General features: G+C 65.5%; 16 protein-coding genes. 10 read left to right on the forward strand and 6 right to left on the reverse strand.

Annotated elements, in window-relative coordinates; translation table 11 throughout:
- Positions 1–5: 5 nt before the first annotated feature.
- The 3 genes from AC58EF_RS07635 (at position 6) to AC58EF_RS07645 (ending at position 3,446) form a co-directional block, all read left to right on the forward strand.
- Positions 6–1,118 (forward strand): HlyD family secretion protein, encoded by a 1,113-nt coding sequence (locus tag AC58EF_RS07635; RefSeq protein WP_497275748.1) that lies wholly within the window; start codon positions 6–8, stop codon positions 1,116–1,118.
- Complete coding sequence (locus AC58EF_RS07640; protein WP_497275749.1) at positions 1,118–2,479, forward strand: efflux transporter outer membrane subunit; 1,362 nt, start codon at positions 1,118–1,120, stop codon at positions 2,477–2,479. Before AC58EF_RS07635 ends, AC58EF_RS07640 begins: the two co-directional genes overlap by 1 nt.
- Positions 2,480–2,792: 313 nt before the next feature.
- Complete coding sequence (locus AC58EF_RS07645; RefSeq protein WP_497275750.1) at positions 2,793–3,446, forward strand: Crp/Fnr family transcriptional regulator; 654 nt, start codon at positions 2,793–2,795, stop codon at positions 3,444–3,446.
- Positions 3,447–3,499: 53 nt separating this feature from the next.
- On the opposite strand, the gene maiA is transcribed toward AC58EF_RS07645, so the two are convergent.
- The gene (gene maiA, locus AC58EF_RS07650) at positions 3,500–4,135 is read right to left on the reverse strand and encodes a maleylacetoacetate isomerase (RefSeq protein ID WP_497275751.1); all 636 of its coding nucleotides are present in this window, start codon (positions 4,133–4,135) and stop codon (positions 3,500–3,502) included.
- Positions 4,128–4,826 (reverse strand): fumarylacetoacetate hydrolase family protein, encoded by a 699-nt coding sequence (locus tag AC58EF_RS07655; RefSeq protein WP_497275752.1) that lies wholly within the window; start codon positions 4,824–4,826, stop codon positions 4,128–4,130. The genes maiA and AC58EF_RS07655 overlap by 8 nt, the downstream gene beginning before the upstream one ends.
- Before the next feature lie 233 nt (positions 4,827–5,059).
- Here AC58EF_RS07655 and AC58EF_RS07660 point away from each other — a divergent pair, with 233 nt between their 5' ends.
- The 4 genes from AC58EF_RS07660 (at position 5,060) to AC58EF_RS07675 (ending at position 9,690) form a co-directional block, all read left to right on the forward strand.
- Entirely contained in the window at positions 5,060–5,965 is a 906-nt protein-coding gene (locus tag AC58EF_RS07660) for a LysR family transcriptional regulator (protein WP_497275753.1), read from the forward strand.
- Positions 5,966–6,115: 150 nt separating this feature from the next.
- On the forward strand, positions 6,116–7,468 hold the full coding sequence (locus tag AC58EF_RS07665; protein ID WP_497275754.1) for an MFS transporter: 1,353 nt from the start codon (positions 6,116–6,118) through the stop codon (positions 7,466–7,468).
- A gap of 27 nt (positions 7,469–7,495) precedes the next feature.
- Positions 7,496–8,392 carry a shikimate dehydrogenase gene (locus tag AC58EF_RS07670; RefSeq protein ID WP_497275755.1) on the forward strand — a complete coding sequence of 299 codons (897 nt, stop codon included), beginning with the start codon at positions 7,496–7,498 and terminating at the stop codon, positions 8,390–8,392.
- On the forward strand, positions 8,389–9,690 hold the full coding sequence (locus AC58EF_RS07675) for a carbohydrate porin (protein ID WP_497275756.1): 1,302 nt from the start codon (positions 8,389–8,391) through the stop codon (positions 9,688–9,690). The genes AC58EF_RS07670 and AC58EF_RS07675 overlap by 4 nt, the downstream gene beginning before the upstream one ends.
- A 19-nt stretch (positions 9,691–9,709) precedes the next feature.
- Here AC58EF_RS07675 and AC58EF_RS07680 read toward each other — a convergent pair whose 3' ends face one another.
- Together AC58EF_RS07680 and AC58EF_RS07685 are read right to left on the reverse strand one after the other, a co-directional pair.
- Complete coding sequence (locus AC58EF_RS07680) at positions 9,710–11,581, reverse strand: bifunctional sugar phosphate isomerase/epimerase/4-hydroxyphenylpyruvate dioxygenase family protein (protein ID WP_497275757.1); 1,872 nt, start codon at positions 11,579–11,581, stop codon at positions 9,710–9,712.
- 141 nt (positions 11,582–11,722) lie between these two features.
- Positions 11,723–12,649 carry a LysR substrate-binding domain-containing protein gene (locus AC58EF_RS07685; protein ID WP_497275758.1) on the reverse strand — a complete coding sequence of 309 codons (927 nt, stop codon included), beginning with the start codon at positions 12,647–12,649 and terminating at the stop codon, positions 11,723–11,725.
- Positions 12,650–12,958: 309 nt separating this feature from the next.
- Here AC58EF_RS07685 and AC58EF_RS07690 point away from each other — a divergent pair, with 309 nt between their 5' ends.
- From AC58EF_RS07690 to AC58EF_RS07700, 3 genes are read left to right on the forward strand one after another with little or no spacing between them, the layout of a single operon-like run.
- Complete coding sequence (locus AC58EF_RS07690) at positions 12,959–16,150, forward strand: efflux RND transporter permease subunit (protein ID WP_497275759.1); 3,192 nt, start codon at positions 12,959–12,961, stop codon at positions 16,148–16,150.
- Positions 16,143–17,348, forward strand: coding sequence for an efflux RND transporter periplasmic adaptor subunit (locus AC58EF_RS07695; protein WP_497275760.1), 1,206 nt, complete (start codon positions 16,143–16,145; stop codon positions 17,346–17,348). The genes AC58EF_RS07690 and AC58EF_RS07695 overlap by 8 nt, the downstream gene beginning before the upstream one ends.
- The gene (locus tag AC58EF_RS07700; protein ID WP_497275762.1) at positions 17,338–18,741 is read left to right on the forward strand and encodes an efflux transporter outer membrane subunit; all 1,404 of its coding nucleotides are present in this window, start codon (positions 17,338–17,340) and stop codon (positions 18,739–18,741) included. Before AC58EF_RS07695 ends, AC58EF_RS07700 begins: the two co-directional genes overlap by 11 nt.
- 48 nt (positions 18,742–18,789) lie before the next feature.
- On the opposite strand, the gene AC58EF_RS07705 is transcribed toward AC58EF_RS07700, so the two are convergent.
- Positions 18,790–19,452, reverse strand: coding sequence for a peroxiredoxin-like family protein (locus AC58EF_RS07705; protein WP_497275764.1), 663 nt, complete (start codon positions 19,450–19,452; stop codon positions 18,790–18,792).
- Between the two features lie 291 nt (positions 19,453–19,743).
- The gene (locus AC58EF_RS07710; protein ID WP_497275766.1) at positions 19,744–20,535 is read right to left on the reverse strand and encodes a class II aldolase/adducin family protein; all 792 of its coding nucleotides are present in this window, start codon (positions 20,533–20,535) and stop codon (positions 19,744–19,746) included.
- Positions 20,536–20,577 lie beyond the last annotated feature (42 nt).

The following is a 20,577-nucleotide window of genomic DNA, read 5'->3' on the forward strand; positions in this document are numbered from 1 at the left end:
GGTCTATGAACCAGCCGACAGCAACCGGGGACGAACCGGAAACGAGCGACCCGCAAATCCATCCCCCGGCAGGTGGATGGCGCCCGCCCACGCGCAGTCGCACCACCGCCATTGCGATCGTGCTGATCGCGCTCATCGCGGTTTCGGCCATCCTCTATGCCTGGCAGTTGCCGCCCTTCGCCGGCCTTTCCGAACAGACCGACAATGCCTATGTGCGCGGCAAGGTGACGATCATCAGTCCGCAGGTCAGCGGCTATGTCACCTCGGTTCCTCTCCAGGATTTCGCCGAGGTGAAGGCCGGACAAATTCTTGCGACGATCGACCGGCGCATCTACGCGGCCAAGGTGGAGCAGGCGAAGGCCAATCTGGCCGCCCAGATCGCCGCCCTGTCCAATTCGCAACAGAACCAGCTGTCCCGCGAGGCCGCCCTGACCGGACAGGAAGCCGCGATCGGCAGCGCGCGTGCGCAGTTGGCGAAGGCGCAGGCCGACATGCGCCGCGCCGACGCGCTGGTGGCGGATGGTTCGATTTCCGAGCGGGAACGCGACCAGACCCGCGCCGCCCTGCTGGCCGCGCAGGCATCCTTGCAGCAGGCGGGCGCCGCCCAGCGCATCGGCACGCAGGATGTCCGGTCGGTGCTGGTCGGCCGCGCGGGCCTGGAGGCCGCGGTCGAGGGCGCGCGCGCACAACTCCATCTGGCCCAGATCGATCTGGACAACAGCATCATCCGCGCGCCGGTCGCCGGGCAATTGTCGGAAATCGGCGTGCGCAACGGCGCCTATGTCACGGCCGGCACCCAGCTCATGTTCCTGGTGCCGCACGATCACTGGATCATCGCCAATTTCAAGGAAGCCCAGACCCGCAAGATGCGCATCGGCCAGCGCGCCACATTCCGGGTCGATGCGCTCGGCAACGCCAGGCTGACCGGCCGGGTGGAAAATCTGTCCCCCGCCGCCGGATCCGAATTTGCGGTGCTCAAGGCCGATAATGCCACCGGGAATTTCGTGAAGGTCGCGCAGAGGATCGCCGTCAGAGTGCGGATCGACCCGGGCCAGCAACTGGCCAGCCGCCTGCGACCGGGCATGTCGGTCGTCATCAAGATCCATACGAACGACTGATGCGGCGCCTCCTCATCCTGCTCTTGCCATTGTCAGCCTGCGCGGGTCCGCAGGTCGAGACGGCTGACGTCGCACCGATTGTCGCGCCCTCGGCCTGGCGGACCGACGCCGGACCAACCGCACCGTTCGATCGCGACTGGTGGCAGGGCTTTGGCGATCCTGCCCTCACCGCCATGGTGGAACGGGCGCTCCAGAATAACATCGACATTGCGATTGCGGGCGCCCGTATCCGGGAAGCCCGGGCGCAGGAAAGCATCGCGCGCGCGGCGCTGTTGCCGACGCTGGATGCCGTCGGCACCGGCGCGGAATCGCGCAGCGTCAATCCGTTCGGCCAGCCAGTGGTCCAGACCGCCGCCCAGCCGCAGGTCCAGGCCGGATGGGAAGCCGACCTGTTCGGCCGCCTCTCCGACCGCGCCTCGGCAGCGCGCTCGAGCTGGCTCGCGAGCCAGGCGGCGCGCGATGCCGTTCGTCTGTCGGTCGCAGCCACCGCCGCAAGCGGCTATATCACGTTGCGCGCGCTCGACGCCCGTCTGGCCGTCGCGCGGCAGACGCTCGATGCGCGGGCGCAAGCGCTCAAACTGGCGCAACGCCGCAGCGACGCCGGCTATTCCCCGCGTCTCGAGCTTGCCCAGGCCGAGGCGGAATATCAGGCAACCGCGCAGGTGATCCCGCCGCTGGAGCAGGCGATCGCACGGCAGGAAAATGGCCTGCGTCTGTTGACCGGCGATTTGCCCGGCTCCGTCGCGCGCGGTGCATCTCTCGCCAGCCTGACCGAGCCCGCCATTCCCGACGGCCTGCCATCGGACCTGCTGCGACGGCGCCCGGACATCGCGCAAGCCGAACATCAACTCGCGGCCAGCGACCGATTGCTCGCGGCCGCGCGCAAGAATTTCCTGCCGCAGGTCCGCTTGACGGCCTCGGGCGGCGCAGCCTTCTCCACCTTGCTGTCCGATCCCATCAGCATCTGGTCGATCGGGGGCAGCATCCTTGCGCCCCTCTTTCAAGGTGGCCGGCTGCGCGGAGGCGCCGAAGTGGCCGGCGCGCAGCGGGATCAGGCGGCGCTGGGCTATCGCAAGGCGGCGCTCGGCGCCTTTCGCGAGGTCGAGGATGCGCTGGCGGCGACGCGCCACAGCGACGCGCAACGGGTCCTGCTGGAACGTCAACGCCAGGCGGCGGCCGAGGGCTTACGACTGGCGTCGAACCGCTACCGCGCCGGTTATTCGCCCTATCTGGAGCAACTCGATGCCCAGCGCGGCCTGTTCGGGGTCGAACTGGCGCTGGTGCAGGCGCAGGCCGATGCGCTGACGGCGCGCATTGCCCTCTATCAGGCCATGGGCGGCGGCTGGAGCGCGGGCGATTGAGACGCATGACATCAACCATGACGCGGATATCCGAGCCACTCATGGCGGGTGTGACAATCAGCCCGTCGACCACATTGAACCGGCTTGAGGCGACCGAAAATAGCCCGGAGGCACATGCCTCCGGGCCAGGAGAAAGGCTGCTCTGACAGAGCTACCTTCGGGTCGCGCGCTCCTCATAATCCAACTCGGCAGCCCCAACCTGTGACGAAGATCACATCTTCCGCAGCTTCTTTTTTCCCCTACCTATTTTCCAGGCGGGACATTGGGTTATGCCGGGGCTAGGACCCAGGAAATGATGTCAGGGGCGCGGATCTTGGATCGGGAAGACCAGATTGAAGTGATCGGCGCGGTTTTTCGGTGCGACCGGAAATCCGCTGAGTCGCTTCGACAGGTCTTCACTCTCCAGCATATCGCCGCAAAGCAGATATTGGCGCGTCAGGGCGAAGCCTCCTTTCACTGCTGGCTCGTCGTCGAAGGATATGTCGCCATCCAGACCTTCGGGCTGGAGGGGCAGCGGCAGCAGCTGGCCCGGCATGGGCCCGGCGAATTTTTCGGCGCTTATCCGTCCGCCACGACCTGTCGAGCCGAGATCGAAGTGCTGGTCGATACGCTCCTGCTCCGCGCCGACACGCTTGCGCTTGCCACGCTCGTGGCCACCGACGCGCAGATTGGCGCGGGAATGGCCGGACTGCTCGCCCGCCAGTTGGATCGTGCGCTGGACCGCATGGCGACCCGCTCGACATACAGTGCTGCCGGGCGCGTCTATAATGAATTATTGACGCTCGCGGACGGGCGGGATCATATCGCCCCCGCACCACAAATCACGACGCTGGCCATGAGCGCCGGCACAACCCGAGAGACGGCATCACGGGCCGTGGCGACATTGATCCGCCGGGGAATCGTGAGCCGCGAGGACGGAAAGCTGATGATTCACGCCCCGCGTATGCTCCGTGACCTGATCGTTTAAGGCCTGGGAGTTTAGGTGCGCAGTCCGCCAATAACCAACCGCAAGAGACGCCATCATTCGGCGTCAGGCTGATTCTGTGGCGCCGCCCGGCTGAATGCGTCCAGCGTCAGGCAAGTCCTCTCAACGACCTCCAGCCTTGGCCAGCGAAGGTTCACCCCGAAACGACGGGCATTGACCAGTTGCGGCACCAGGCAGATGTCCGCAAGCGTCACCTGATCGCCGAAGCAATAAGGCCCCTGTTCATCGGCGAGCAGCCGGTCCAAGGCCTCCAGCCCTTCATCGATCACCTGCCTCGCCCAATCGGCAACCTCTTCCTTGGCCAAGCCCAATGCCCGCAAACGATCCAGAACCCGAAGATTTTGAATCGGATGGATGTCGCAGGCGATTAGTTGCGCCGCGGCCCGGACTTTGGCCCGGCGCACCGGATCGTCGGGCAGCAATTTAGGCCCGCCGACCGTCTCGTCCAGATATTCACAGATGGCAAGACTCTGTGTCAGCACCGTGCCTTCCATCTCCAGCGCCGGCACAAGACCCTGCGGATTCAACGCCAGATAGTCGGCTGTCCGCTGCTCTCCCATGCGCAGATGATGAATGGCATCGGCATAGGCGATACCCTTGAGGTTCAGGGCGATCCGCACGCGATAGGTTGCGGTCGACCGGAAATAGCCATGGAGGACCGGTTCAGTCATTGGCGGCAGGCCCAATTTTGATGACACAATCACTCAAGCCTTCAATTGTCACGATGATTTCGTCCCCCTCCACCACTGCGCCAACGCCCGCAGGCGTGCCGGTGTAAATCAGGTCGCCAGGCTCCAGCCGGTAGAAGCGCGAGACATAGGCGATAACCTCCTCGACATTCCAGATCATCTCCGCCAGATCGCCGTCCTGCCTCACCTGCCCGTTGACGGTAAGGGCGATACGGCCGGCCGAGAGATGACCCACTGCTCTGGCCGGATGGATCAGCCCCAGCGGCGCGGACTGCTCGATATTTTTGGCGACGTCCCAGGGGCGTCCCTTTTCGCGCGCCTCGAACTGGAGGTCGCGCCTCGTCATATCAAGACCGGCGGCATAGCCATAGACATGGGCAAGCGCGTCGGCCGCCGCGATATTGCGCCCGCCCTTGCCGATGGCGATGACCAGTTCGGCCTCATAGTGAAAGTTGCTCGTTTCCGGCGGATAGGCGATGGTGGTTCCCGACGGCACAATATTTTCCGCCCATTTGGTGAAGAAGAAGGGCGCTTCTCGCTCAGGGTCCCTGCCCATCTCTCGGGCATGGGCGGCATAGTTGCGGCCGATGCAAAAGAGGCGGCGTACGGGAAAGCCCCTGCCCTCGCTGGTGGCGGCGATCATGGCCGCCTGCGGTTCAAACAGGATGGTCACGCATCAACTCCTCGACATGGATTTCACGTCCACAGCTAAGCCGAAAAGGGCGCGGAAATGAAGGGCCATTCCGCGGCAAGATGCTCACCGGCCCGTCCAAAGGGCCCTGATGGGCGCCTTCACCATCAACCCCGTGCGTCGGTCGCGCTGAAGCGGAACGCCCTTTTCTGTTGTTTCATCGCCTCCCAATGGACTAGCCCCATTTTTTCCCTTCGCTTGGTGATGACTGGCCCATGCTCACCGTTCGACAGATTGAGATGTTCCGTGCGGTGATGATCACCAAGACGGTGAGCGGCGCCGCCCGCATGTTGGGCACGTCGCAGCCCGGATTGAGCCGGATGCTGGCGCATATGGAGGACAGGCTGCATTTCCGCCTGTTCGACCGCACCCGCGGGCGGCTGGTCCCGACCCAGGAAGCGCGCATCCTGTTCGACGAGATCGAGCATATCTACAAGGGGTTCGACGACCTCTCCCATGTCATCCAACGCCTGGCCAAAGGCGAAGACAGGCTGTTCCGGGTCGGCGCCTCCCCATCGCTCGGCCATTCGATCGTGCCGCCGATGCTGGCGCGGCTCACCGCCAACTATCCCGGTCTGACGATCCAGTTCGACATCCTGTCGGTCGAGCAGGCGACAGACTATCTGGCGCTGCAACGCGGCGACTATGCGTTGAGCGTCTTTCCGATCGACCATCCCAACATATTGTCGAGCCGGATCGGCGCCGGACGCATGGTCTGCGCGGTGCCCGCCAGTCATCCCCTCGCCGGGCGCGAACGGATCAGCGTCGCCGACATCGCCGGCGAGCAATTGCAGTCCTTCCGTCCCGATACCCCCCATGGCCGCGCCATCGCCGAGATGTTCGCGCGCGCCGGACGCGCGTTGGAGATTGCCTCCTATATCCGCTTCGCAGAAACCGCCGTCGCCTTTGTCGCCAACGGTATGGGCATCGCCCTGGTCGACAGCTTCACCGCGATGCAGCCCCATGCCGACACCATTCGCTTTCTGGAATTTGAAGACCCGGGCGTCCTTCCGGTCTATATCAACCGCAATCTGGAATCGCCGCGCGCAATCATCGGCGAGACGTTTGAGGAGATCGCCCGGACCGCCTTGTTCGGCCTGCCGCGTTCACCCAAGGCATAACATAAAAGCATAGAGGATCGAGATTCCTCTAGTGGAAATTGCCCATGGAAAGGAGGACGGAGGCATACCCGCAGAATAGAAGCCGACAGGCCGCCGGGCTGGTTCGCAATGCAGGGGCGCCATGCCCCCGAGAGGATGAAAGGCGTTTCCATGGCCAGCTATTCCCCCACCGGCACGGTATCCGTGCGGCCCTATGTGACCGTGGATAACGCCGTCCCGCCTGCTTCGGATTCCCGCTGGACCGCGCGCCAGATACTGGTCGTCGCCACCTGCTTCATCCTCAACATGCTCGACGGCATGGACGTGCTGATCCTGTCCTATGTCGCCCCTGCCCTGTCCGCCGACTGGCAGGTCAGCCCCGAAAGTCTGGGCGTGGTGTTCAGCGCGGGCCTGGCCGGCATGGCGGCGGGCGGGCTACTGATCGCCCCGCTTGCCGATCGCTTTGGCCGGCGCAAGCTGATCCTCGCCTCGCTCATCATGATGGCGCTGGCCATGTTCGGGTCCAGCATCGCGACGTCGATCTTCGAACTGATCGCGAGCCGCTTCGTCGTCGGCATCGGCATCGGCACGGTGCTGGCCAGCATGGCCGCGTTGACCGCCGAATATGCGCCGGCGAAGCATCGCACCTTTGCCGTGGGCTTCCTGCAAGCCGGCTATCCGGTCGGTGCGACCATCACCGGCTTCGTCGTCGCCAGCCAGGTGGCGACCCATGGCTGGCAGGCGATGCTGCTGGGCGCGGCGATCCTGTGCGCCGTGGCCATTCCGCTGGTCTGGCTGCTGCTGCCCGAATCCATCGCTTTCCTCCTCAGCCGTCAGCCCAAGGGCGCGCTGGACAAGGCGAACCGCCTGCTCGTATCGATCGGCCAGCCGCGCCTCGATGCGCTGCCGCCGCAAAATGTGAGTGCAGCCCATCATGCCGGCGTCCGCGGCCTGCTGAGCGACGGCCGCGCGTCGAGCACCATATTGCTGTGGCTGGCGATCATCTTCAGCTTCATGACGCTCTATTTCGTGATCAGTTGGATCCCCAAGCTGGCGGTCGAGGCCGGCCTGCCGGCCAAGGACGCCATCTATGCCGGGGCGATATACAATATCGGCGCCTTTTTCGGCACCTCCTCGATCGGTCTGGTGGCCATGCGCTTCGATCTGCGCAAGCTGATCCTGACCTATATGGTGCTGGCCGCCGCCGCACTGGTGGTGTTCGGATCGGTCGCCATGCCGCTGGTCGCGACGCTGGCCACCGCCTTCCTGATCGGCGTGTTCGTGCAGGGCGGCTTCAACGGCTGTTACCCACTGGCGGCCAGCCTCTATCCGCCCGAAGCGCGCGGCACCGGCATCGGTTGGGCCATGGGCGTGGGCCGGATCGGCGCGGTGATCGGGCCGATGCTGGGTGGCTTTCTGCTGGCGGCCAAAGTGTCGCTGCCGGTGATCTTCGGCATCTTCGCGGTGCCGGTGGTGCTCGCCGGCCTGTGCGCCGCGATGATCCGCCTGCCCAAGGCCGACTGATTCAATATTAGGAAGAAAGACGTTTCCATGTTCCAGCATCCCGTGCGCGATACGGGCCGGTCCCGCGCGTCCATCCTCTGCGGACTGATCGGCAGCGGCATCGCCGGATCGCGCAGCCCCGACATGCACGAAACCGAAGCGCGGGCGCTCGGCCTGACCATGGTCTACCGCATTCTCGATGGGGGGGTGATGGACTATGGCGCCGCCGACCTGCCCCGTCTGCTGCCGATTCTCCAGGCGATGGGTTTTGACGGCCTCAACGTCACCCATCCCTTCAAGCAGGATGTGATCCCGCTGATGGATAGCCTGTCCGACGCCGCCAGGGCGCTGGGGGCGGTCAACACGATCCTGTTCCGCTATGGCAAGGCCCATGGCGAAAATACGGACTGGTCGGGCTATCGCGCGCATTTTCTTGCCGGGTTGGGGGATCGCCCGCACAGCCGGGTCGCTTTGATCGGCGCGGGCGGCGCGGCGGCGGCGGTGGGCTATGCCCATCTCCATCTGGGCGCGAAGCGGCTCATCATCTTCGATCCGGCGCAGGACCGGGCGAAGACGCTGGCGGATCGGCTTGGCCGCCTCTTCCCCATGGCGAAGGTCGGCATCGCCGCCACGGCGGGGGAAGCGATCGAAGGCGCCGACGGCGTGGTCCAGGCCTCCCCCATCGGTATGCTCAGCCATCCCGGCCTGCCCTTCGATCCCGACCTGCTGACGCCCGATCAGTGGGTATCGGACATCATCTATTTCCCGCTCCAGACTGCTTTACTCGAAGCGGCGGCGGCCAAGGGCTGCGCCACGCTCAATGGCGGCGGCATGGCGGTGATGCAAGCGGCGCACGCTTTCGCGCGGTTCACCGACACCGAACCAGACAATCGCCGCATGATAGCGGAATTCGATCGCGCCACCAAGCGGAGCGCCGCCGCATGATCCCCGATGCTCCACCCGCCATCATCCTGCCCGTGCAGGTCGCCGCCCGCGAAGCGCCGCAACTGCAGGGTCCGCCTGCCGGCCCGCAGACCCCACCCCCCGCGCCGATGGCAAAGCCCGGCTGGCGCACCAAGCTGAAGGACAGGGGCGTTACCCTCGCCTTCTCCTACGTGTCGGAAAGCGCCGCCTCGATCAGTGGTGGGCGCGATCAGGGCGCGGCCTATACACAGCAATTGCTCGCCTCGGCCGTGGTCGACACCGGCAAGGCCTTCGGCCTGGCCGGCGGCAAGATCATCGCCACCATCATCCATCGCAAGGGCGAGGATCTGACCGCGACCCGTATCGGCAATCTGTTCGAAGTGCAGGAATTGTTCGGCGGCGGGCAGGATCTGCGTCCGGCCGAACTGAGCTACGAACAGCAGCTGAACGGCGGGAAGACCGCGCTCAAGTTCGGCCTCTACCATACGGGCGACGATTTCGCGACCTTGCCGTCGGGCTGCCAGTTCCAGAATTTCGCTTTCTGCCCGCGTCCGACGACCCTCTTCTACAATAGCGGCTTTTCGGGCTTTCCCATTCCCCGCTGGGGCGTGCGCGCCCGGCAGGAGGTCGCCAAGGGGCTGAGCGTCACCATCGCCGCGTTCGAGGTGAACAGCATCCGCGCTCAGATCGGCAATGGCTGGCAACTGGCGCCGCGCTTCGACAGCTTCGTGCTGCCGGTCGAACTGGGTTGGAAATCCGGCCAGCAAGAAAGCGGGCTTCCGGGGCTGGTGCGTGTCGGCGCTCTGGTTGACACCACCGACCGCGCCGATGTGCGCGACGACATCCATGGCGACAGCTATGTCCTATCCGGCCTTTCCCCGGCCATGCGGCAGGAGCGTTGGAGCGCCTGGGTGATGGCGGAAAAGATGATCGTCCGCTTCGGCGCCGGCGATCGTGGCCTGTCGCTGTTCGGCACCGCCACCCTGTCGGACCGGCACACCGCGCGCGTGCCGCTGTTCCTGAGCGGCGGCTTCGTCGCACGGGGGCTGTGGGACGGCCGGCCCAAGGATAATTTCGGCCTGGGGCTGGTCTATGCCCGCGTCAATCCGCGCATTTCCGACCGCCAGCGCGACCAGCAGTCGCTGGGACAGGCGGTCGACGTGCAGACATGGGAAGCCAGCGGAGAGATATTCTATGGCTGGCAGGCGACGCGCGACCTGCTGTTGCGACCGAACCTGCAATATATCCACCGCGTGGGTGCGACGAGCCGCTATGCTGATGCGGTCGTGGCGGGGCTGACGGTGAAATTGATCCTGTGATTGCGGAGGGTCGTGGTCATCAGTCCACGACCGGCTCGTCCCGGAACCTATTCTGCGCCGCCAGCCGAACCCCGGCATTGGGCGCACCATAGCCGGTATAGCCGGGTGTACGCTGGACGATCTCGAAGAAGAACAGCTTGTCGAAGGCGCGGCTGTAGACCTGCCAATAGCCATTGCTGTCGGCATCCTCGTCGTAGAGGATGCCCAGTTCCGCCATCTGCGCGATCGTCGCATCGTCGAAGCCGAAGCGGGCCGCCAGATCCGCGTGATAATTGGCTGGGATCGCCAGCATCGCCGCGCCGCCGTCCCGCAGCGCCCGCGCCGTGGCGAAGATATCGTCGGTGCCAAGCGCGACATGCTGATAGCCGCCGCCAATACCCTGTTCCAGAAAGCGCGAAGACAAGGTCTCCCGCGCGTCCGAGGCGTTGAGCGTCACGCGGAAGGCCCCGTCCGGCGACTGGAGCGCCTGACTATGGACCAGGCCCGACGGGTCGATGACGTCCTGCGCTGCTTTCGCCTCCAGCCCGAACAGCGCGCGCCAGTAGAGCTGCCAAGACAGGAATTCATCCTCATGCACCACGGCCGCCAGATGATCGAAGCCGCGCATGTGGACCGGCGCGTCCGGCTCGACATCGCGCGCCACGAATTCCCGCGCCCAAAGCCCCTCCACCTCATTCTCGTCGATCAGATAGACGAGGCTGCCGCCCACGCCGCGCAGCGCCGGCATGGCCATGCGGCCGGGCCGGCCTTCGGGACTATAGGCCTTGATCCCCAGCGCCGCCGCGCGCGCCAGCACCGCAGCCTTGTCCTTCACCCGCACGCCGATCGCGCAGATGGAGGGACCATGGGCGCTGCGATAGGCGCAAGCGAACCCCCTGGGTTCGGCATTGATGACGAGGTTCACGCCGCCCTGCCGCCAGCGCGTCACCTTCTTCTGCCGATGCTCGCCCGCCAGGGTGAAGCCCAGCGACGCGAAGATGCTGCCAAGCCGGGCGGAACCGGCGCCATCGGCGGTGAACTCCACGAATTCGGCGCCCAGCATCGGCTGCGGCGCGGGCATTCGCGTTTCCCGTCCCAGCAACCGCCGGGCCGCGTCCCGCACATAGTCGAGCGAGCGATGCCCATCCTCCGCCACCAGCATCGCGCTGTTGGACCGGAAACGGTCGTTGAAAATCTCCAGCGACAGCGGCCCGTCATAGCCGGTGCGCAATATCTCCGCGACATAGGTCTCGACATCCAGCCCGCCCTGCCCCGGCAGATTGCGGAAATGACGGCTCCAATAGAGCAGGTCCATGTCGAGCAACGGCGCGTCGGCGAGCTGGACGAAGACGATCTTGTTCCCGCTTATGGCGCGGATGCTCTCGCTCGGGATCTTGCGCGACAGCGAATGATAGCTGTCGAGGATGATGCCGATATTCGGATGATCGACCTGCTCGACGATCGACCAGACGTCGCGATGGTCGAAGACATGGCGCCCCCAGGCCAGCGCCTCATAGCCGACGAGAATGCCGCGTTTTGCTGCGCGATCGCCCAGTTCGCGGAAATCATCGACGATGCGCTCGCGCTCGCCCAGCGAGACGGGCGAACAGTTGGAGCAGACGAGGATGCGGTCCGCGCCAAGCTCGCCCATCAGGTCGAACTTGCGCTCCGCCCGGTCCATCGCGCGCTGGCGTAGATGCCCCGGCATCCCCTCGAAATCGCGAAAGGGCTGGTAGAGCATACAGGCAAGGCCGAGATCGCCCAGCATCCCGCGCACCTCGCGCGGCGACAGGGGCGAGCCGATCAGGTCGTTTTCGAAAATCTCGACCCCGGCGAACCCTGCCGCGGCGGCCGCGCGCAGCTTTTCCTCCAGCGTGCCTCTGAGCGAAACGGTGGCGATGGCGTTGGGCATGACGGCTCCTGTGTCGAGCCGCCAACATCCCACCATCCGACCATGACGATAAGGGCGCATGAAGCACCTTTCCATGCCATAAGGTTATAGACATGCCGGCTTCAGACCTGTTCGCGTCAACAAACTGGTCCGAGCGTCGGGCTATGCAGGGATTTTCGCAGGCGGCGATGTTTCCTTCGCGTCGCCGGCGGCCAATATCGTTGCCTTGAACGCCTGCGAGGTGGGCGATAAATCGTCCCGATGGACGAGCCACAGGCGGCTGACAACCGGCGTCGCCAGCGACCTGTAGGCCAGATTGTCGACATGCAGGCGCGTCAAGGACTGCGCCAATATCGTCGCGCCAAAGCCGGCCGCCACCAGACCGAGCAACGTCGCAAGGCTGCCCGCCTCCTGCGCGATGTTCGGCCGGAAACCGGCCTGCTCGCAAAGGTCAAAGAAATGCTCGTTGAAACCCGCGCCGATGACGGCGCTGTAGAGGACGAGGGGTTCGTCCTTCAAATCCTCTATCGACGGGTCCTCCGCCTGCTGCGCCAGACGATGATCCTGCCGTATCGCCAGGAACATTTCCTCCTCGATCAGCGGCATCGAAACCAGTCCCTCGGTCACGAACGGCCGGTCGAAGCAACGGACGATCGCCACGTCGAGTTGCCGACGCTCGACCGCATCAATCTGCCCGTCGCGCCCCATTTCCAGCAGGGTCAGCTCGACATTCGGAAAAGACTGGCGAAATGTATAGAGCGCGCGGGCAACGCGCGGGACGAATGGTCCCGATGCGGTAAAGCCCAGGGACAGCTGGCCGATCTGTCCCATCTGCGCGAGCCGCGCGGTTTGCGCCGCCCGCTCCGCCTGCGCCAGCGTGGCGCGCGCTTCCGGCACGAACAGCCGCCCCACGTCGGTCAGCGACACCCGCCGGCTGGTCCGTTCGAACAGTTGCACGCCCAATTCCTCCTCCAGCGCTCGTATCTGCTGGCTGAGCGGCGGCTGCGAGATGCCCAGTCGCAAGGCGGCACGCCCGAAATGCATTTCCTCGGCCACGCACAGGAAATAGCGCAGATGTCGCAGGTCCATAAATCAAGTCGTCCAGGCTATCGATAATGCCATATTATATATTAGACGCGGAAGATTCTAGGTTGCATGGCGAAACCGGATGTGGCGGTGGTTCGCTGTCGTTCCGAAGGCCGCGCGCGATCCGCCCCCCTGATGCCGTGGCCCGCCGGACCCGGACCATCGTCACATTCATGAATGACATTCATCAGATCATGCCGTGGCAAGCGGCTTTATCCGCCGGGATGATTGCGGTAACAACGGACATCCCTTCAGGAGAGGCATCATTATTTTCAACTCCGGCGGTTCCGCCGGCGCGTCCCGGAGTCGTGGATGATCGGTATCGTCAAGGTTGCCCTCAACCGTCCTTTGACCTTCATCGTTATGGCGATCCTGATCGCGATTGGCGGCATCCTTGCGGCCGTCCGCACGCCCGTCGACATGTTCCCCAACATCCGCATCCCGGTCGTGGCGGTCGCCTGGCAATATGCCGGTCTGGCGCCGGAGGACATGGCAAACCGCATCGTCGGTCCCTATGAGCGCGTGCTGACGACGACGGTCAACGATATCGAACATATCGAAAGCCAGTCCTTGCAGGGCATCGGCATCGTGAAAATCTATTTTCAGCCCGGCGCCGACATCCGTACCGCCACGGCGCAGGTGACATCGGTGTCGCAGACGGTGCTGCGCCAGATGCCGCCGGGCATCACCCCGCCGCTGATCCTGAACTACAGCGCGTCGACCGTGCCGATCCTGCAACTCGCCCTGTCGGGCAAGGGATTGTCGGAACAGCAATTGTTCGATCTGGGCCAGAACCAGATCCGGCCGCAGCTCGTCACCATTCCGGGCCTTGCCATGCCCTTTCCCTCGGGCGGCAAGCAGCGGCAGGTGCAGATCGACCTCAATCCGCTGGCGCTCCAGTCCAAGGGGCTGTCGGCGCAGGATGTGGGCAACGCCATCGCCGCGCAGAACCAGATCAACCCGGCGGGCTTCGTCAAGGTGGGCGCGACCCAATATAGCGTGCGGCTGAACAACGCCCCCACCTCGATCGCGGCGCTCAACGACCTGCCGGTCAAGGTGGTGAACGGCGCGACCATCTATATGCGCGACGTCGCCTATGTCCGAGACGGCAACGGGCCGCAGCAGAATATCGTCCATGTCGAAGGCAGCCGGTCGGCCCTGTTGACCGTGCTCAAAAATGGCTCGACCTCGACGCTGGCCATCGTCGACGGGGTAAAGGAAGCGCTGCCCCGGATCGCGGCGACCCTGCCGGACAGCCTGAAGATCCTTCCCGTCGGCGACCAGTCGCTGTTCGTGAAGGCGGCGGTCGAGGGGGTCGTCCATGAAGGCGCCATCGCCGCGGCGCTGACGTCGCTGATGATCCTGCTGTTCCTGGGCAGCTGGCGCTCCACCGTCATCATCGCCCTGTCGATCCCGCTGGCGATCCTGGCCGCGATTGCGGCGCTCGCCGTCTTCGGCCAGACGCTCAACGTCATGACGCTGGGTGGCCTTGCGCTCGCTGTCGGCATCCTGGTCGACGACGCCACGGTGACGATCGAGAATATCAACTGGCACCTGGAGCAGGGCAAGGGCGTGACCCAGGCGATCCTGGACGGCGCGGCGCAGATCGTGACGCCGGCCTTCGTCGCTTTGCTCTGCATCTGCATCGTGTTCGTGCCGATGTTTTTCCTGCCGGGGGTCGCGGGCTTCCTGTTCGTGCCGATGGCGCTGTCGGTGGTGTTCGCGATGATTGCGTCCTTCATCCTGTCGCGCACGCTGGTCCCGACGCTGGCCATGTATCTGCTGAAGCCCCATGTCGAACATGGTGACGCCCACATGGCCGGCAGCGCGACCTCGCACAACCCGCTGGTCCGTTTCCAGCGCGGATTCGAGGCGCGGTTCGAGACGATCCGCACCGGCTATGTCGGGCTGCTCCACCGTGCGCTCAATGCGCGCAAGCCTTTCCTGCTGGGCTTCATGGGGATCGTTATCCTGTCCTTCGGCCTGCTGCCGATGCTGGGCAGCAACTTTTTCCCCACGGTCGATTCCGGGCAGATCGCCATGCATATCCGCGTGCCGGTCGGCTCGCGGATCGAAGATACCGCCGCCCGCTTCGACCGCATCGGCCAGGAAGTGCGCAAGATCATCCCGGCGGACGAACTCGGGTCGATCACGGACAATATCGGCCTGCCGGTCAGCTCCATCAACACCGTCTACAACAACAGCGGCACGATCGGGCCGCAGGATGGCGACATGCTGATCGCGCTCAATCATGGCCACCGTCCGACCGAACAGCTGGTGGCCGAACTGCGCCGCGAGATGCCGCGCCGCTTCCCCGGCACGACCTTCGCCTTCCTGCCCGCCGACATCACCAGCCAGATCCTGAACTTCGGCGCGCCCGCCCCGATCGACATCCAGATCGCGGGCAGGGATGCGGAAGCCAACCGCGCCTATGCGCAGAAGCTGCTGGCGCGGATCGCGACCATCCCCGGCCTTGCCGATGCGCGCATCCAGCAACCCGGCCGCGCGCCGCAACTGGACGTCGATGTCGACCGATCGCGCGTCGGCCAATATGGCCTGACCGAGCGCGACGTGACCACCAGTCTGGCGAGCCAGCTCGCCGGCACGTCGCAGACCGCACCCGTCTTTTTCGTGAACCCGGAAAATGGCGTGCAATATCCGGTCGTCGCGCAGGCGCCGGAATATCTGGTCGGATCGCTCAGCGACCTGTCCAACGTGCCCGTGTCAGGCGCCAATGCGACCTCGGTCCAGCCGCTGGGCGGGCTTGCCACCATCGTCCGGTCGAACACCCTGCCGGTCGTGTCCCACTATAATATCGCGCCGGTGCTCGATATCTTCGCCACCACTCAGGGTCGCGACCTTGGCGCGGTTGCGGGCGATATCGAGAATATCATCAAGTCGATGGAGAAGGCGCAGCCCAAGGGCGCGACCGTCACCATCCGCGGCCAATATGCGACGATGAACACCGCTTTTTCGGGCCTGGGCTTCGGCCTCGCCGCCGCGGTGGTGCTGATCTACCTGCTGATCGTGGTCAATTTCCAGAGCTGGGTCGATCCGTTCGTCATCATCACCGCCCTCCCCGCAGCCCTCGCCGGCATCATCTGGATATTGTTCATGACCGGCACGACCCTGTCGGTGCCTGCGCTGACGGGCGCGATCATGTGCATGGGCGTGGCGACGGCGAATTCGATCCTCGTGGTGAGCTTCGCCCGCGAGCGGCTCGCCGAGCTGGGCGACGCGACCAAGGCCGCACTGGAAGCCGGCCTGGTCCGTTTCCGTCCCGTGCTGATGACCGCGCTTGCCATGATCATCGGCATGGGTCCGATGGCGCTGGGCCTGGGCGAAGGCGGCGAACAGAACGCCCCGCTGGGCCGCGCGGTCATCGGCGGCCTGATCTGCGCAACGATCGCCACCCTCTTCTTCGTTCCCACCGTCTTCGCCCTTGTCCATCGCAAGCACGGCCAGAAGACCCCCATTACGGAAATGCAGCCGAGCCATGTCTGAGCATAACACCCTCATCGAGAACCCTGCCGCGACGGGACCGGACAGCCGCACACTGAAGCGCGTCGGGATCAGCGCCGCGGTGATCGCGATCGCAATCGTCGGGATCGGAGTCATCTCAAGGATCAGCGCAACCGAGGAACTGCGCCAGACGGCGGCGGACGCGGCTCTGCCCACCGTCGCGGTGGTGGCGCCCAAGGTCGATGCGGAGGGCAGTGCGCTGGTCCTGCCGGGTAATGTCCAGGCCTTCAACAGCGCCGCCATCTACGCGCGGACCAATGGCTATGTCCGCCGCTGGCTGGCCGATATCGGCGACCGGGTCGGCGCAGGCCAGCCGCTCGCGATCCTCGACGCGCCCGATGTCGATCAGCAACTCGCCGCCGCCCAGGCCGATTATCAGACCGCGCTCGCCAACCAGCGGCTCGCGGCGACCACGTCGAAGCGATGGGCGACGATGCTGAAGGAAGACGCCGTCTCGCAACAGGAAGCGGACGAAAAGGCGGGCGATCTGGCCGCCCGGATCGCCGTGTCCAATGCGGCGCTCGCCAATGTGAATCGTTTGAAGGCGCTGCAAGGCTTTACCCGCCTGTCCGCGCCATTCGACGGCGTCGTCACCAGCCGTTCGGCGCAGATCGGCGCGCTCGTGGTCGCGGGCAATGCCGCCGCCCAACCGCTCTTCACCGTGTCCGACATCCATCGCGTGCGTATCTATGTCCGCGTGCCGCAGGGTTATTCGGCCGCAGTCAAGCCGGGAACCACGGCGACCTTGTCCCTGCCCGAATATCCAGGGCGCACCTTCAACGCCACCATGACGAGCAGCGCCGGCGCGATCGACCCACAGTCGGGCGCGGTTCTGGTGCAATTGCAGGCGGCCAATCCCGACGCCGCGCTGAAGCCCGGCGCCTTCGCACAGGTGCGCTTCCAGGTCGGCGCGGGTCAGGGCAATGCCCTGAGCCTGCCGGGTAGCGCCATCCTCTATGGCAATGACGGCCCGACCGTCGCCGTGGTCGGCCAGGACGGCCGCGTCACCGTGAAGCCTGTCACCATCGCGCGCGACGAGGGGGCGACCGTCCAGATCTCGGGCGGCGTCACCGCGCAGGACAGGGTGATCGACACGCCGCCGGACGCGATCCGCACCGGCGACCGGGTCCAGGTGCAGACGGCGGCGGCCGGTGGAAAGGACGCTGCGAATGGGCGTTGATCGCCGGGCCGCGGCGCTGCTGCCCATGTTCCTGGCTGCCTGCTCGATGGCGCCGGACTATCATCCGCCCGAAACGGCAGCGCCAGCGGCCTTCAAGGAAGTGGCCGGCTGGACTGCCGCCCAGCCGATGGATGACGTACCCCGCGGCGCCTGGTGGGAAGCGTTTGGCGATCCGGTGCTGAACGATCTGGAAATGCGCGCCGAAAAGGCCAGCCCGACGCTGGCCGCCGCACTCGCCCGCTACGATCAGGCGCGCGCCGCCGCGCGGATCGAAGCTTCGGACCTTGTTCCCACGATCAGCGCCGGCGCGGACGCCAGCCGCCGCCGCGTGTCGGGCAACCGCTTCCAGGGCAATGGCAATGCGGTGACTTACAACGACTATGTGGTCGGCGGTTCGCTCGACTATGAACTGGACCTTTGGGGTCGCATCCGCAACAGCGTGACCGCCGCGCGCGCCGACGCGCAGGCGAGCGAAGCGGATCTGGCGTCGGCACGACTGAGCCTTCAGGCCGCCGTCGCCGACGCCTATGCCCGGCTGCGGGGGCTGGATGCGCAGGCCGCCTTGCTGCGCCAGTCGGTGGAGGCGTTCGACCGCGCCTATGATCTGACCGCCACGCGGCGGAAGGGCGGCATCGCGTCGGGCATGGACGTCAACCGGGCCAAGACCACGCTCAGCAACGCGCGTGCCCAGATTTCCGCCGTGGCGAACGAGCGGGCGGCGACCGAGCATGAAATCGCGGCGCTGGTCGGCGCACTGTCGTCCGACTTTTCCATCGCTTCGCAGGATGCGCTGCCGCAGATGCCCGCCATCCCGGCCGGCACGCCGTCGGAACTGCTTCAGCGCCGTCCCGACATAGCGGCAGCCGAACGGCGCATCTATGCCGCCAACGCGCGGATCGGCGTCGCCAGGGCGGCCTATTTCCCGTCGTTGACGCTGGGGCTGACCGGGGGATGGGAAACGACGCGCGGCGACCTGCTGAGCAATCCCAACAGTTTCTGGGGTCTTGGGCCGTTGTCGGCACTCGTCACCCTGTTCGATGGTGGACGACGCAACGCGCAAGTCAAGATGTCGCGCGCGGAATATGACGAACTGGCCGCTTCCTATCGCGAAACGGTGCTGGGCGCTTTCCGACAGGCGGAGGACGCGATCGCCGCCAGCCGTCATCTCGCCGCCCAGTCGGTGGACCAGCGTGACGCCGCGCAGGCGGCCGAGCGGACCAGCAAGATCGCCTATAGCCGCTATCGCGACGGCGCATCGGATTATCTGGAAGTCGTCACTGCCCAGACCGATGCGCTGGAAGCCCAGCGCGCATTTCTTGCGGTCGAAACCGACCGGATGCGGGCCGGCATTGCGCTGGTGAAGGCGATGGGCGGCGCGGCAACCGGCGCCTGATCGCGTTGTGTCTCGAAAGGAAAGACGCGCTCTGGGACAAGGGAGGGATCAGGGCAATCTCAGCGCGACATGATCGAGTATCGTTTCCGCCTCCGGCCGATCGAGCCAGTCCGGGCTGACCTGAAGCCATTCGACGCGGCGGCCCGCGCCCACCAGCAGGACGGCCGGTTGGGGCAGTTCCCAGCTGTTGGTGCCGGTGACTTCGCCGATCCAGCCGGCGGGCGGCGGCGAGGGACGATCGTCGGGAACGAAGCTGATGCCCAATGTCCGGGCAAGGCCATTGTCCGCATCCGTGGCGACGGCAAAGGGCAGCGCATGGCGCAGCTTGATGTCGCGCAGCCGGTCGGGCCGCTGCGGGCTGAGCGCCACCAGCGGGATGCCCTTCTGTCGCAGCGTGGGATAGAGGTGGTCGCCATAATAAGGCAGCGCGATATTGCAGGCGGGACAGCCAGCGAAGCGGAAGAAAAGAAAAAGCGCGGGACCGTGAGCCGTCAGCGCATCGAGACTGAGAGTCTCGCCATCGACTTCAGCGAAGGACAGGGGCGGCAGGATGGCGCCGGGCTGCGCGACCGCCGCGGGATCGAAACGGTCGACCAGCCGCGCGCGCTGACGCGCATTCCCGTCCAGTTGTGCGGCGGTCCAACTGCGTTCCCGCTCCGCCTGCAACGCGGCATAGCGGGCCTTGAGCGTATCGGTGAGAAGTGTCGCCATCATGATCTCCTTGCGGTCGGGGTCATGATGGCTGCCGTCAACGCGCCCCGCCAATGAGAGTTGGCGGGGAAGCGTCGATGAATTGTCATAGCTTCAGGCGGCGTCCCGATGCGCGCGGTTCGAGGCGTGACGACTGGCCGGGAAGGGGGCGTCGGGATCACGCCCCTGCCGGGATGGCGTCGGCGATGGTGGCGCCCAGGTCGCGGCCCCGATTGCTGTCGCCGGGGCCGCCGACTCCCGTCGGGACGAGACCCAGCTTCAATTGGCGCCTGGTCATGGCTTTCCTCCAGTTCAGGCGTCGAAGCCGGGCGACTGGCGCCCGGCCTTGCGCAGAGCGGCTTCCCAGACGAGATCATAATGCGACTTGCCGCCTTCCACCGGCTTGCGCTCCCGGCCCATCTGGCGGCGCACTTCCTCCTGCGCCTCTTCCGGCGCGATCAATATCCGGTCGCGGCCGATGGAAAGCGTGCGGACCTGTGCCTTGCAGGCTTCCTCCAGATGATAGATGCCGCTGAACGCCTCGCCCGGTGACGATCCCAGCGCCAGCGTGCCATGATTGCGCAGCAGCATGACCTTGGTATCGCCAAGATCCGCGACCAGCCGCTCGCGCTCGTCCAGATTGAGCGCCACGCCCTCATAGTCATGATAGGAGAGGCGCGGGATCAGCGCGAGCGCGCGCTGGTTCAAGGGCAGCAGCCCTTCGGCATGAGCCGATACCGCCATGCCGTCGGCGCTGTGGAAATGGGCGATATAATGGGCGTCCTCGCGCGCGCCGTGGATCGCCGAATGGATCACATAGCCGGCATAGTTGATGCCATAGTCGCTTTCCCCGACGACATGGCCGTCCAGGTCCACCTTGACCAGGCTGGACGCCGTGATCTCATCGAACATCAGGCCGAAGGGGTTGATCAGGAAATGATGCTCCGGCCCCGGCACGCGGGCGGAAATATGGGTGTAGATGAAGTCGTCCCAGCCATGGAGGGCCGAAAGGCGATAGAAGGCGGCGAGGTCGATGCGAACCTTCCATTCCGCCTCGCTGACGCCGGATTGGCGGAAACGATCATCCTTCAAGACAGTGGCCATGGCGATGCTCCTTTACGGGCGAGTGTAGGAAGGCGGCTGCTT

This window comes from Sphingobium sp. WR1, assembly GCF_059693745.1.